9 protein-coding genes and 1 pseudogene are annotated in these 14,326 nt (G+C 43.8%); 3 read left to right on the top strand and 7 right to left on the bottom strand.

The features are described 5' to 3' along the window. Positions 1–37: 37 nt before the first annotated feature. The 3 genes from Vt282_RS14840 to Vt282_RS14830 all read right to left on the bottom strand — a co-directional run bounded on the left by Vt282_RS14840 (position 38) and on the right by Vt282_RS14830 (position 3,219). Positions 38–379: a hypothetical protein gene (locus tag Vt282_RS14840; RefSeq protein WP_232055255.1), complete on the bottom strand. Its 342-nt coding sequence runs from the start codon at positions 377–379 to the stop codon at positions 38–40. A gap of 337 nt (positions 380–716) precedes the next feature. Continuing rightward, positions 717–1,502, bottom strand: coding sequence for a class I SAM-dependent DNA methyltransferase (locus Vt282_RS14835; RefSeq protein WP_162047841.1), 786 nt, complete (start codon positions 1,500–1,502; stop codon positions 717–719). Between the two features lie 118 nt (positions 1,503–1,620). Continuing rightward, a complete protein-coding gene (locus Vt282_RS14830) occupies positions 1,621–3,219 on the bottom strand; it encodes a PTS transporter subunit EIIC (RefSeq protein ID WP_162063879.1) in 1,599 nt (532 codons plus the stop codon). 136 nt (positions 3,220–3,355) lie between these two features. Between Vt282_RS14830 and Vt282_RS14825 the strand changes: the two genes are divergently transcribed. From Vt282_RS14825 to Vt282_RS14815, 3 genes are all read left to right on the top strand, one after another. Further along, positions 3,356–4,105 (top strand): GntR family transcriptional regulator, encoded by a 750-nt coding sequence (locus tag Vt282_RS14825; RefSeq protein WP_162063878.1) that lies wholly within the window; start codon positions 3,356–3,358, stop codon positions 4,103–4,105. 185 nt (positions 4,106–4,290) lie between these two features. Beyond that, positions 4,291–5,625 carry a 6-phospho-alpha-glucosidase gene (locus Vt282_RS14820; protein ID WP_162047837.1) on the top strand — a complete coding sequence of 445 codons (1,335 nt, stop codon included), beginning with the start codon at positions 4,291–4,293 and terminating at the stop codon, positions 5,623–5,625. A gap of 14 nt (positions 5,626–5,639) precedes the next feature. After that, positions 5,640–6,620, top strand: a complete 981-nt coding sequence (locus tag Vt282_RS14815) for an aldo/keto reductase (protein WP_162063877.1) — start codon at positions 5,640–5,642, stop codon at positions 6,618–6,620. Positions 6,621–6,841: 221 nt separating this feature from the next. Here the strand turns inward: Vt282_RS14815 and Vt282_RS14810 are convergent, their stop codons facing one another. From Vt282_RS14810 to Vt282_RS14795, 4 genes and pseudogenes are all read right to left on the bottom strand, one after another. After that, positions 6,842–7,186: a hypothetical protein gene (locus Vt282_RS14810; RefSeq protein ID WP_162063876.1), complete on the bottom strand. Its 345-nt coding sequence runs from the start codon at positions 7,184–7,186 to the stop codon at positions 6,842–6,844. Positions 7,187–7,266: 80 nt separating this feature from the next. Beyond that, entirely contained in the window at positions 7,267–8,193 is a 927-nt protein-coding gene (locus Vt282_RS14805; RefSeq protein ID WP_232055253.1) for a diguanylate cyclase domain-containing protein, read from the bottom strand. A gap of 17 nt (positions 8,194–8,210) precedes the next feature. Then, the gene (locus Vt282_RS14800) at positions 8,211–10,370 is read right to left on the bottom strand and encodes a PAS domain-containing hybrid sensor histidine kinase/response regulator (RefSeq protein ID WP_162063875.1); all 2,160 of its coding nucleotides are present in this window, start codon (positions 10,368–10,370) and stop codon (positions 8,211–8,213) included. 346 nt (positions 10,371–10,716) lie between these two features. Next, positions 10,717–14,056, bottom strand: a pseudogene (locus Vt282_RS14795) (Ig-like domain-containing protein). Between the last annotated feature and the right edge of the window lie 270 nt (positions 14,057–14,326).

Raw genomic sequence — 14,326 nt, 5'->3', positions numbered from 1 at the left:
ACCCATCTAAGTTCTGCGTTTAACCTACCAATTATTGCTATGGTAACGAGAGATGCTTAATCCAATATCTCGCCGTAAAACCAATAAACAATCCAGTACATGCCCCTACTGCGATGCCAAAAATCGACGATACGATTGCATACCCGACTAAGCCACCAGCGATAAAACCTGCGATACTTTGAAATAACACCGGGTGTAAAAAAGCGCCATCGTCGACTTCAGGTGCGAGCAACAAACCTATAAATACCGCCGCCATTAAGCGAACAAATAGATCTTCCTTATCCCAAACCAATGCTGAGAACAGAAAGTGGGGTAAAGCAACTAAAAGCACACAAATTAATACGCACACGATGATTGGAAAAAAAGCCGCCCTGCCCATCACATACCTCGCTCAAGGAACATCTATTCAATAGTGAATCGAGGTTGAGATTATCCTCGTCGTCACCGTACTTTGTGCATCCGCTTATATTTCGCAATGCCATCGCCAGTATGAAAGATGAACAGAAATGCGCCTAGTCAAAGCATGAAAACCTCGACTTGTTTCAATATTTTTCGTGGTATGAAAAACAGTATCAATAGAAGGAAGCTATCTAAGTCAGCGAAAAGTGAAGCGAATGGGGTATCGTGAAGTTGAAGTGTTTATAGATTGGGGAATTTAGGCTCCTCACTAAAGACGAATGTCTGATTCAATGATCTAGTGAGGAACCATGTGCATCTTAGCGTTTTACACACGCGAAGAACGCGTTACCAGATTGACCATCCCATGGGAGAATCTTCTCGTAATCGTGCTCAAAAATGTGCACCTCAAAATAGGGTTCTAACAGCGCACTCAACTCATCGTAGTTCACTGCGACCATTGGGTGCTCATCATTCCATAACTGCTTTTCGCTATCGGTATGCTTTTCAATACTCAGTGTTAAGAATTGTTGTTCACCTTCGCCGCAGTATTTCCAACCCGAGCTAAAGATAAAATCACTGTCTAGATGCTTCGCGCTGTGACGAACAAAAGAGCGGTTATCGATCTTGTTGCGGTTAACCGAGTTAAAGCAAAACATGCCGCCTTCGTTGAGAGCAGCGTGGGCCGCTTCAATGCACTTTTTTAAGTTCTCAATACCATCACTGTAGTGAATCGAGTAAAGAAAACAGGTGATCAAATCCAGTGGCTGTTCGACTTTAAAATCACACATGTTGTGCAAAATAAAATCCGCTTCTGGACAGCGCTGCTTCGCCAATTCAAGCATTGGTTGGTTTAAATCAAGGCCGCTGCTTTGGTAACCCATATCAATTAAATGGCGAATATGTGGGCCAGTTCCGCAAGCTAAATCAAGATGACGCTTTCCCGCATTACCAAATAGCTGATGCAAACGAGATACATAATGACTTTGTGCTTGGTAATCGATGTCGGCACACATCAGATCATAATAACCAGAAAGGTCGGTATAGAGGGCGTTAGAAGAAATAGTACCCACAGAAAAATGCTCATAAATAATTTGGCTGCGCATCCTATATCAAGCCGAGCTAAACACGAAGCAAAATTTGCACATAAAAGCACCTTTCGCTATCACAGCGAAAACAAAAAAGGCCTAGCGCTTTGCTAGACCTTTCAAACTTAGTGACTCGTTATGCCATGGCAAGTAATTGCTCATTCACTTCTTGTCTGACGGAAGCCACATGACTGCCAAAAATGATTTGAATACTTGTACCTTTGAGTACCACACCCATCGGGTTTGATTCACGAATTATCGCTTCACTGACCAAATCTGGGTTATGGACTTCCACACGCAAACGGGTATAGCAGTTTTGCACGTCGACAATATTCTCTTTACCACCTAAACCACGAATAATCGCTGCAGAGTTGTATTGCCCTACCGCGGCATCAATCTGCTGGCTTACTACTACTTCGCCCTGTTGGCCTTGCTGTTTCGCTTTGTAATCGTCTTTGCTGTGCAGTTTCATTTCAGCTTCGCCGCGACCTAGCGTTTTTAGGTTAAGTTTGGTGATCAGCGCACGGAAGACGACGTAGTACACGGCCAACTGAGCCAGCCCCATTAGAATGTAGTACGGCCAATCTGTTTTCTCAGTACCTAGCGGCACGTTATAAACGATAAAGTCAATCAAGCCGCCTTTACCGACTGCAACGATATCAAATACCGCCAACAGTGACATAAATAGACCGGTCAGAATCGCATGTACAACAAACAGAATTGGCGCTACAAACAGGAATGAAAATTCAATCGGTTCCGTTACGCCCAAGATAGAAGATGCGATAGCCGGGAATACAATCGCTTTTACTTTTTCACGTTTATCAGCATCGGCGCAGTGATACATCGCCAAGCCAGCACCGGTTAGACCAAAGATCTTCACCAAGCTACGCGAGTCAAAAATGATCGAACTTGAAAGACGCGTCGTTTCTGGGTCGCCAATTTCCGCAAGGAAGATGTTTTCAACGCCACAGTAAGTCTGCTCTGCAATCACCTGACAGCCACCAAGATCAGTAAAGTGCATTGGAACCCAAAGTAAGTGGTGCAAACCCGTTGGGATCAAAATTCGCTCAAGGAAGCCATAGACACCAACACCCATAGAGCCTGCGCCACGAATGCTTTCACCAAATTGGAAAATCACTTGTTGTACTGGTGGCCAAATATGAGCAAACAGTAAGCCAAGACCGATGGTGATTGGTAGCATGATGATCAGCACCAAACGAGACTCGCCGTACAATGCAAGTGCACCACTCAGTACCTTTTGGCTGTACTTATTATGGAAATAAGCATTAACAATACCAATTAGCATACCTACAAAGATGCCAGTATCGACAACTTGCAGGCCCATGATATGTGCTTGGCCTGTTCCACCGAGATCTCCGTCTATCAACAAACCATTGAACTTCATGTAGGTGTTCATGGTATAGAGGTAAACGAAATAAAGGATCATGGCATTAAAGCCAGCAAGGTGTTTGTCTTTCTTCGCTAAACCTACCGAGATACCCACGGCAAAAATAATGTGCAAATTGATGAGCACGCTCAGCGTCGACCACACCAACACTTCGCCCATACCCTTAAAGAAAGGCGCATCTAAAAACGGGATGAGCTCGACAATCCCAGGGTTAGTGACAGCAGCACCAATAGCGATAACAAAGCCAACAAGCGGCAATACGTAAATAGGAGCGAGCATTGCCCGAGATAAATCACTAAGGTACGAAGTGATTGCTTCCTTATTCATATTTTGTCTCAATTAATTATTAGAAATCTTCTACCCAAGTCATTTGGGTTATTTATGCGATTACTTTATAAATTTAATTGGTTATGACAACTTTAAGATCTCATAAATGTGATTTATGACCTATCTATAATTTAATATGTCATGTTATCTTATATTTCACATAACCTTTAATTCGGAATTATCAAAAAATGTTATACAAAGGGTCTTAGACGATCTAAAACAAAAGATAAATAGCGGGGTGTATGAAGTGGGTGTCGCATTACCCACTGAGAGACAACTGATTGAAGAGTACAACGTCAGCCGTATTACTATTCGTAAAGCCGTCGATGAGCTGGTCAAACTGAACTTAGTTGAAAAGCGCCGAGGCTCAGGCACCTATGTATTAGGTAAACAATACTCACATGAATTGCGCGGCCTTGCCGGTACAACGGAAATACTTGGTGGATGCAACAAGACCGTGCGTTATAAGGTGTTTCAATTCAGCATGATCAACGATAACCAAGCAGTCCATAAAATGTTGGAAATCAATGAGAAAGAGCCGCTGTATTACATTCGCCGCGTCAAGTATATCGATGATTTACCACGGATTGTTGAAGATAGCTACATGCCCGTTTCACTCTTTCCTGATCTCAATATCTCAACACTAGAAAAGTCCAAGTTCGACTATGTTGAGCGCGTAAAAGGGATGATGATTGAGGGAAGTCGTCAAGAATTTACTGCGGTCGAGCCAGATGAGGCGCTAATGACATTGTTAGAAATGGATAAGAGCAGCCCTGTAATGAACCTTCGTTCGGTGTCAAACCTCAAAGATGGTCGACGCTTTGATTATACCGAAGCATGGTTCCATCCTGATGCTCATAAATTAGCGATTTATCTACCTCGCTAAATTGGTATTTTATTTGGATTACATACATAACCAATACTCAAAATAAGCTCGACGAGATCACATTATCTATCCTAAATATTTGTCATGTCATATTTAAATAATACGATAGAACCAATTAAGAAATAGGTCATACATTGCATGACCTATAAAGAATAGATTATTAATATATTTGCTCGAGGATGGTTATGAACAAACAACCACAAATTATTGCTATTGCTGGCGGCGGCTCTACTTACACGGCTGGTATTGTTAAAGCGCTACTAATGAAAGGTGATGACTTCCCAATCGCTGAAATTCGCCTTTACGACATCGACAAAGAACGTCAAGACAACGTAGCAGTGTTGGTTGATTACGTAGTAAAAACTCACGCTCCACACGTAAACCTAACCGTAACAACCGAGCCTGAAGTTGCGTTCTCTCATGCAGATTTCGTTTTTGCTCAAATCCGTGTTGGTCAATACAAAATGCGTGAGCAAGACGAGAAGATCCCTCTAAGTCACGGCTGTGTAGGTCAAGAAACATGTGGTGCTGGCGGCCTAGCGTACGGCATGCGTACCATCTTCCCTATGATTGAACTCATCGACCATATGGAGCGCTTCGCTAAACCGACCTGCTGGATGCTAAACTACTCAAACCCAGCCGCTATCGTTGCTGATGCAGTAAACCGTCTACGCCCGAACTCACGTGTGCTTAACATCTGTGATATGCCAGTGGCTATCGAGCGTAACCTGTCAAACATCCTAGGTGTAAACCGTTACGAACTTGATGTTGAATACTTCGGCCTTAACCACTACGGTTGGTTTACTTCGGTGAAAGTGGATGGCGAAGAGAAACTACCTGAGCTTCGCAAGCACATTCAAAAGTTTGGTATGCTAACCGAGCAAGAAGTGGAAAACGCTTGTCACTCAGAGCCATCTTGGATCAAGACATTCAAGAACACCAAGCCATTGGTTCAAATGTTCCCAGAATACCTACCAAACACGTACCTACAGTACTACCTAATGGCGGATGAGATTGTTGAGCAATCTAACCCAGAGCGCACTCGTGCTAACGAAGTCATGGAAGGTCGTGAGAAGAAGATGTTTGAAGCGATTGAGCAAATCAAAGCATCTGACGGTAACGTAGAAGGTAAGTTCCACGTGGGCGTTCACGGTGAATTTATTGCTGACGTAGCGATGTCTATGGCTTACGATCTACGTCAAAAATGGTTGGTAATTATCCCTAACAACGGTCTAATCAAAGGCCTACCAGACGACGCAATGGTTGAAGTACCGGCACTACTTGGCCGTGACAAAGTATTCCCAATACAAGTAGGTGAAGTGCCACACTTCTACCAAGGTATGCTGCAACAACAGCTAATGTCTGAGAAATGTCTAGTAGACGCAGCTCTTGAAGGTTCATACGAGAAAGCACTACAAGCATTTGCATTGAACAAAACGATTCCATCAGCACGCGTAGCTAAGCTTATCCTTGATGAAATGATCGAAGCCAACAAAGGCTACTGGCCAGAGCTTAAATAACGGAATTTGACACTATGAAATTCAAACAAATTAAAGATATGAACGCATCAGCAGTCGGCTTTGGCTGCTGGGCTATCGGCGGTACTTGGAACAACGTAACCGACGACGAATCAATCCGTGCGATTAAAACTGCAATTGAAACTGGCATCAACTTCTTTGACGTTGCGCCTGTATACGGTAAAGGTCATGCTGAAACTGTACTAGGCCAAGCGCTTAAAGACGAAAAGCGTGAATCCATCATCATCGCGACAAAATGTGGCCTGCCATGGTCACAAGATGAGCGTAAGAAAACGCGCAAAGATCTGACGAAAGAAAGTATATTCAAAGAAATCGATGACTCATTGACTCGTCTACAAACCGACTACATCGACCTTTACCAAGTGCACTGGCCAGATCCAAACACGCCAATCAGCGAAACGGCTGAAGCACTTGCTGAATTGAAGAAACAAGGCAAAATTCGCCATGTTGGCGTGTCGAACTACTCACTAGACATGACTCGTGAAATGATGGCTGGCGTTGAAGTGGCAACATTCCAAGGTTTGTACAACTTGCTTGAACAAAACCCAGAGCACTACCACAACATTCCGCTTCAATACCGCGCGCGTGAAGAAGCGCTACCGTTCTGTAAAGAGCACGACATGAAGTACCTACCCTACTCGCCACTAATGCAAGGCTTGCTAACAGGCACATTAAAGCGCAATGGCAACTGGGATGAGAATGACGACCGTCGTAACAACCCGAAACTAAACGGTGACGCATTCGAACCTTACTTCAACTGTGTTGAAGAGCTAAAAGTACTCGCTAAAGAAGCGAACATTCCACTGGCTCACCTTGCTATTCATTGGCTAGTGGCTCAGGAAGAAGTTGGTCCGGTTATCGCAGGTGCTTACACTCAAGAACAAGTGCGTGACAATGCCGCCTTCATTCAATCAACTTCAAGCGTTGAATTGCTGCAACGTGCTGAAGCGATTGTCGCTAAGTGGCAACTGAAATAAGCGAGTACTTAGTACTGTTAACCTCAGTGAATTTATCCTATTTTCCTGGGTAAAGAACATAAACACACATGACAATCAAAGATGAAAGCATGATGCAATCCAAACCGTCATTAGCTCTGTCAATACAATGATTTAGTGGAAAATAATAACAACGTCAGTAACATTAAGGGCGACACAAACGTGTCGCCCTTGTTTCTTTAAATAGGATACAAACGCTTATATCAATGTGTATTGATACCTTGGTTTGTCGCAGTGAATGCGGCCATGTCACCAGATGGATTGAGTAAGTGAGGTAAAATCTTGGGTAAATTTAACTCAATATCTGCATCTTGAACTGGATTGATCACCTCGTTATACCAACCAAGTAAACCAAGCACTGCATAGCCAATCGCATCGTCCTCATCACTATGTTCAATGATGATTTGTAGAAAACGTAAAATCGCTCGCTCGTTGGTTTGGGCTTGTGCTTTGGTTTCATGAAACACGTCAGTTGCTTCAGCAATCAAGCCTTCATACTCGGTTTCAATTGCAACTTTGAACGAACCGCCATCTACAGAAATTTTCATAATTCTTAGCCAACTAATTAATAAATCTTGGAAAATTTTACCCGTTTTGGCCAAGTTTGTCGTGGAAAAGTGAGGATGGATTACAATGCAGGGTCTGGCTCGGTCATATTGTCATTCTCAGCCATATCACACGTCACTACCTGATTTTTGCCGTTGTGTTTTCCTTGATACATCGCTTGATCGGCCGCTTTAACGATTGAAGAAAAGTCGTCTAATGCCGAATTATGAACAACCCCAAACGTGGCTGTCGATAATATTTGATTTGATTGAACGAACGCGGAGCGAAGTGATTGCATCAACTGCGTAGCTTGGTACAACTGCGTATTAGGAAGCAGAACTAAAAACTCTTCCCCTCCCCAACGCGCGACATGCCCTTGTAGACCAATGACTTGTTTACTCAGGTCAGCAATGGCAATCAGTTCTCGATCGCCGACATGGTGCCCATACTGATCATTGAGCATCTTAAAATCGTCGACATCAAACAAGGCAACACTGTAATTTTCCGTTTGCCGATGTCCAATCTCAGTCATTTTTCGACGGTTCATTAAGCCTGTTAAGCCATCGGTTTCCGCAAGCTTTCTTAGCTCGTGATTTCTTGCTATCAATTTGCGTTGCAGCAGCAATACTTCAGTATGCGTTTTCACACGAGCGAGTACTTCTAAGGTTTCAAAGGGTTTTTGGATATAGTCAGCAGCACCAACTTGAAAGGCTCTGACTTTATCTTGAGTACTATCAAGAGCGCTGAGGAATATAACTGGAATATCACGAGTTTTGGGATCGGACTTTAACTGCTTGCAAACCTGATAGCCGTCCATTTTGGGCATCATAATATCCAGCAAAATTAGATCGACTCGTTTGTTTTGGCAAATCCTTATCGCAGCGTTACCGCTTGAGGCTCCGGTGACATTGTAGCCCTCATAGGTGAGTAAACTGTCTAACAGTTTAATGTTGTCTATCGTGTCATCAACAACCAAGATGTCGATTTTTTCATCTTCTTTACGCATCATTCACGACCTTTGACCTACTAGCCACTTTCGCTTTCTCGCGCGAAACTAAATAGCTCATACAATTCATCAAACTGGTAAGCTTCTGTCATCAATAATAGAGGCTGTTGAATATTTTCTGCCACCGACGCACAAAGAATTTGTTCCGAAAGAGAATGTTGATCACCTTGTTCAATCGCAGTCAGAATTTTTTGCAGACCTACAGTGGAAAAACAGTTTTTTAATTGAGCGGCATCGAGCTTCTGTGGTGTTGCCACTGTCTCTTCTTTATCAAGGTAGTCGTACTCAATATCTAAGTGTTTTTTCATCATATTGAGCAGTGTGTTAGGCTGAGAAGGCTTACGAGCAAAGTCATCCATCCCCGCTTTGAGCATCGATTCTATCTCATCGTTAAACACGCTAGCGGTCAACGCAACAATTCGCACTTGAGAGCCATTTTCCAACTGACGAATCGCTTTCGTGGCTTCTAACCCATCCATCTTTGGCATTCGGTTGTCCATCCAAATAAAGTCTGGTTGCCAAGATTTGAAGAGACTTACCGCTTCTTCACCATCCTGCGCTAGCTTGACTCGGAAACCGGCATTCGTCAGTAACGTCATCAACAATGTCTGGTTATCGCTTTGATCCTCGGCAATCAACACCTTCGGAACCCAACTCTGCGCACTCAACCCCGCGACTTGTGGTGATTGGGTGGTTTGCCCACATTCGACCCAATCCGATGATTCAAGCTTTAACGAAAACCCAAATTCTGATCCTGTACCAATCTCACTACGAACTTCTAGCGTTCCGCCCATAAGTTCGACAAACTGTTTACTGATACTAAGACCAAGACCCGTGCCGTTTTGTGTGGAAGCAAACGCTACCTGTTCAAACGGCCTAAATATTCGTTCAAGGTCGGCGCTACTTATTCCTATCCCGCTATCAATAATCTTAAAACAGATTTTATCTTTGTTTGGGTGAGTATCTTGGTGATTTACTTCCAGGCTTACCTGACCAATATCGGTAAACTTAATCGCATTACCAATGAGGTTGATCAGCACTTGTCGAGTTTTGACTTCATCACCTTTGACATAACTTGGCACATCATCGCGAATAAAGGCACGAAAGCTCAGCTGCTTTTGATTTGCCTTCATTTGCATCAAATCAACCACTTCTTCTACCATATCACGCAGATTGAACCACTTCAGGTCCACGACGTTATAGCCTGCGTCTATTTTCGACATATCGAGAACATTATTAATCAAAGCCAGCAAATGCTCACCGGAACGATTGATAATATCGAGATACTCTTTGTGTTTAACTGGAAGTTCAGGCTCACTCTTCATTAACTGCGAATAGCCTAAAACAGCGTTGAGCGGTGTGCGTAACTCATGACTCATATTGGCTAGAAATATCGACTTGGCTCGGTTTGCTACTTCCGCTTTTTCTTTCATTTCAGATAGTTTCTGCTGCAATTCTTTGAGCTTATCAATATCAGCGTGAATCCCATTCATACGAATCGGATTGCCATCGGCATCGCGTTTGAATACCTTGCCTTGATCGAGAATCCATTTCCAACTACCGTCGCCGCACTTTACTCGAAATTCCGCATGATACACGTCAGTTTTCCCTTCCAAGTGCTCCACTATCTTTTGCTGAGTCGCTTCTAAATCGTCAGGATGAACTAATGTGGCCCACTTTTCGATACCATTAACGATTTCGGAAAACAGGTTGCCATCCGCAAAGACCTCATCACTGTCGAGCTTTTTCTGAGTCGCCCAAGTGCGATTACCGATAATTTTTCCTTCGGCAGGATTAAAATCCCAAATACCTAAATTGGCACCTTGAGCCGCGAAATCAAGCCGCTCGATATCGAGCTGCAAACGTTGATTCTTTTTTTGTAACGTGACGTTTTCAGTCTGATCAATAAGCTGCAGCAAAATATTGGATGAGGAAGACTGAAGCAGAGATAATTGCCAGTATGAATCGCCTTGTTGCCATGCAATCTCACCACTAGCAAAAGTGCTCAGCCAAGATTTAACACTCGCCTCGCTGATGCATTGTGTTAGCCGAGCGCCAACACGAGGACTGTGTTCCCAAACAGGCGCAGCCACTGCCGCGGCATTAATGTCATTAATCACACCACTACAATCAACGCTGATTAATCCATTTGGTAATGGGTCATATATTGAGTGTGTCATGCGACCTCCTTGCCGTGGAGCTAAAATGCGTAAGACAATGACGAAAGTTTACTCAACGAAAGACTGAGATTTTACGTCAAATTAACAATAAATTAATTTAATGATAATGATAGGTACCGTGAATCGGCAAATTTTATCGTGGTCGAGTGTGGTCCAATCTGTATAAGCGTGATGTAAGGCAAATTTCTTACTCTTGTTTGTGTTTTTTACATCATTAGTGCTAGAACCGTGAAATACACAAATGACGTACCACAAAAATTTGAGACAAAAAAAGAGCCCCGCATAACGCAGGGCTCTTTAGATTATGGATTAACTGATGAATGCTAGCTCAGTCATCAGTCAACGCTTATTGAGGGTCTAAGCCTAATTTTTGTAGCACTAACATAAAGTTATCACGACGCTCTTTCACGTTGTGAACATCACCTGTTGAGCACGTCAAATCAGGACAGCCACGGTTAACAATACCTGAAACGTCATCGATAAATTGAGATCCTTTCAAGCCACCATCGACGTATTTCTTCAACTCGTTGTAGTAGTTCCAATCTGCGTATGGGCCACCTTCATTTGAGTATGCTTGTACTGATGTGACCCAGTAGAACAAACCTGCAATCCATTTGATCTCTTTATTCTTCTCAGAGCTACAGATAAGCCCTGGGTTTGAACAGAAATCAAGTTCAGCATAAAGTGGGTTCGCTGGCGGAGCTTCAACGGTTACGCCATCAATCGTTTGGCCAATCGTCTCAGGATCAACGTGTGAACGACCTAAGTAGTGGTTCAGCGTACCAAAGTTTTGGCGACCTGTAGTTTGAATGACACCACGGCCCCACCAGCCACAGCCTTCAACGCTTTCTTGGCTGCTGCCATCCCAAATAAAGGCACCGGCTTTTTGACCAACGTAAACTTTACAATCTTCACGTTCCCAAACTTGCTTAGAAGTATCGATTGTTTCGTTTGGACCTCCGTTACAGTGACCTTGGTTAGTCCAACGGCCTACATTGCCATCCACTAACAAACCTCGCTCTTCAAGCACTGCATTTGGCGCGGCGAATACCGGAGCTGGTGCGCCGTACCATTTCGCATGCGTTAGCGCACTCACTTCCATCTTGTTATCACGTGGACAAGAGTAAGCATGGTCTAAACCAGAAACTGGGTTAACCCCGTAATCTGCGTATTTTTGACCTAACTGACCACAGCTTGCTGACATTGGGTAGTCAGTAGGTGCGCCCCAACGAATCTCAGACCAGTTGTTCTCATCACACGCGTTGTAACGAATCGTTTCCTGCATACTTTGCGCAAGGAACGCAGCAATCGCAACTTTGGCATAAACAATGTTTGTCGCATCATCAACACCATCATCCATTAGCCAGAACTTGTTGTCAGCCACGCCAATGTTGTGCATTGCGTTTAGACCATCAAGGAAGTCTGCCCATTTGTAAACGGTTGATGGAACCCATTGAGAATCAGGTGTCTCGTATAGGAATGCCTCATTGTCCATCGCATTTTCAGCATTTTCCAATTCTTGGTTTAACGCTTCAATACGTGTTAGCTCGGCCTTCTCTAACTCTTGACCCACATAGTAAAGCGGCACTTTATGCGCTTGGTAACTTTCGATCTTAGTTGTGAGTTCAGCGCTGTCTTGGTCAAACAAAATCGCAAAGATATTGCTGTACGCCGCTTTGCGAAGTTGTGGTTTGCCTTGGCTATCACCCATAAAGTAACCAGACGTTTGCTCAGTCGGCATATTTGCTAGCATCGCTGGTGCTAGTACGAAGTCAGAAACTTGCTTTACATGCTCCAGTGCGTTGTGCCATTGCTCACTGGTCAGCGCATTTGTTTCGCCAGATTTGGTAAAGACAACGAAGTCTGCTTTGTTCGCTGAATCTGCTTTGTAAAGCTCGAACTTGTCTAGCATATCAGCAGTAAATACTGACGCTTCGTCCCATACAGACTGACGACCAGAGTGCGTATCGTAAGCAAATTCACCAATCGATAGTGACCAACCAAAGGTTGCTTGTGGCACTAGCGCTGAAAGAATTAAGTTATGCGCTTGTGCCCAACCTTTCACATCATCACTTAATGCATTGATCGCATCTAGATCAATATTGCTGCCAGTAAATGCCACAGCGTTGGTGAGCGCCTCTTTTACGGCTACAGTACCAATCGACTCGCCAGCATCTGCTGTTGCAAGATCCAAAACATCACTGCGAATGACAATCGAGGAATCACCCGCTTGCTCAGCTTGCTGAATAAACGCAACAAACGCATCGGTTAACGCTTGGCTATCTGCCAGTTCAGCACTGTTGATTGTGTCAATGGTCACTGTCGCTGGCGCTTCTGTTGACGGGCTCGCAACGACAAACGTATTTGGCCAGCCAGTCACTTCTAAACGCACTGGATCCATAGGGTTTTGTAGAGACAGTTTTGGTTTAGTACCCGGCTCTGTACCATCACAGTTTACGTGCAAAGACCACGAGCTATCGCTGCCAGGAATTGAACTTGTCCACCAGTTTGCCGCGTATGCGATGTTGTTATGCACCATGATGTCGCCACCAGTTGCATGATCACCACGAGTCCAATCAGGGTACACATTAAAATCTTCACACAACCCACCTGGAGGTGGCGGCTCTACCGTTTCTTTTTCAATCGTAATCTGTACACGAGCTGATGCCGTTAGGTCTTGCGCATCCTTTGCCACCGCTTTTAGTGTCACATTGCCCGTTGAATTAGGCTGCCAATTACAATCAAATGTTTGAGTGCTTGCTGCGTTGAATGTACAAATTTGTTCATTGTTCGCCTGAACAACGACTTGAGAAAGGTCATCATCAACGTCAGTCGCATTCACTGAAATCGCAATGGTTTCACCTTCATTAAAGGTTGCACCATTAGTTGGCGTTGTAAAACGGACAACAGGTGCAGTGAAATCATTTCCGCCCTGCTCTTGCACCGTCACCGCAACCGTTTTTTGTTCTAGTGTTTGGTTGTTTTCGTCTAATACCAGTACTTTAAGTGTAACGGCACCAAGCGTTGTTGGCATCCAACGATGAGAATATGCCGTTTGATTTTGGCTAATAGCTTGCGTCGCCAATTTAGAGCTACCCGCCCAAAATTCAACTTTAGCCGCCGATTGGCCTTTTGCATTGATGCTGATAACAACAGCTTCACCCTCAGTCACGATTTGACCTGCTGTTGGTGAAACAATCGAAAGCTCAGTTTCTTCTGGCTCAGGCTCACCGGAACATTCCGTTACATCCCAGAACCATGAGCCTGCACTTGGGGTTTCCCATACGCCAGGATTGTTTTTGGCGATAAAACATTGACCATCAAAAGAGACAACATCACCATTTTTTACCTGTGTTTGCCCTGGAACAAACGCAATAATATCACCGAGATCAGGACCTGGATTTGGGTTTGGGTTTGGGTTTGGATCAGGTTCTGGTTCAGGATTCGTTTCACCAGAACATTCAGCAGCGTCCCAAAACCATGAACTCGCATCAGGCGTTTCCCAAACACCTGGATTATTTTGGCAACAAAACACTCTCCGTTATACGAAACCATTTCGCCATTCTGGACTTTTGTTTCACCCGGAACAAAGGCAGTCACACCGTTGAACTGGCGTTTGCGGCGTGTAAATAACTACTAAACATCACACCGGTAAGCGCGATTGTTATTTGATTTAATCTATTCATAGTTTAAGTCTTCCACGTCAGATAAATTGATTATCAAGATGCACTATAGGTAGGGCTGAACGCTCAGCACTCTAAATTTTCGAATTAAAGAAAGTGATAAGTAGCAACCACTTGTAGGCCAACCATTCAGGTTAACGCTCGGATTTTTGGTTACTTAATGGTTAAAAGCCACATTTTATTTGTTGTTACTTCTCATTTTGAGATATTGCTTCATACATTTTGATTGCAATTCATTGCGACTCACATCTCGTAAGTGAGTTTTTGCCTAAT

Origin of the sequence: Vibrio taketomensis (assembly GCF_009938165.1) — a bacterium.
In the GTDB taxonomy this organism is placed as follows: domain Bacteria; phylum Pseudomonadota; class Gammaproteobacteria; order Enterobacterales; family Vibrionaceae; genus Vibrio; species Vibrio taketomensis.
This window is presented reverse-complemented; position numbering and strand designations above follow the sequence as displayed.

What these genes read in the sequence shown, in the direction of transcription:
- Vt282_RS14840 (WP_232055255.1), bottom strand. Translation starts at nt 379, where the DNA reads ATGGGCAGGGCGGCTTTTTTTCCAATCATCGTGTGCGTATTAATTTGT.
- Vt282_RS14835 (WP_162047841.1), bottom strand. Translation starts at nt 1,502, where the DNA reads ATGCGCAGCCAAATTATTTATGAGCATTTTTCTGTGGGTACTATTTCT.
- Vt282_RS14830 (WP_162063879.1), bottom strand. Translation starts at nt 3,219, where the DNA reads ATGAATAAGGAAGCAATCACTTCGTACCTTAGTGATTTATCTCGGGCA.
- Vt282_RS14825 (WP_162063878.1), top strand. Translation starts at nt 3,356, where the DNA reads ATGTCATGTTATCTTATATTTCACATAACCTTTAATTCGGAATTATCA.
- Vt282_RS14820 (WP_162047837.1), top strand. Translation starts at nt 4,291, where the DNA reads ATGAACAAACAACCACAAATTATTGCTATTGCTGGCGGCGGCTCTACT.
- Vt282_RS14815 (WP_162063877.1), top strand. Translation starts at nt 5,640, where the DNA reads ATGAAATTCAAACAAATTAAAGATATGAACGCATCAGCAGTCGGCTTT.
- Vt282_RS14810 (WP_162063876.1), bottom strand. Translation starts at nt 7,186, where the DNA reads ATGAAAATTTCTGTAGATGGCGGTTCGTTCAAAGTTGCAATTGAAACC.
- Vt282_RS14805 (WP_232055253.1), bottom strand. Translation starts at nt 8,193, where the DNA reads ATGATGCGTAAAGAAGATGAAAAAATCGACATCTTGGTTGTTGATGAC.
- Vt282_RS14800 (WP_162063875.1), bottom strand. Translation starts at nt 10,370, where the DNA reads ATGACACACTCAATATATGACCCATTACCAAATGGATTAATCAGCGTT.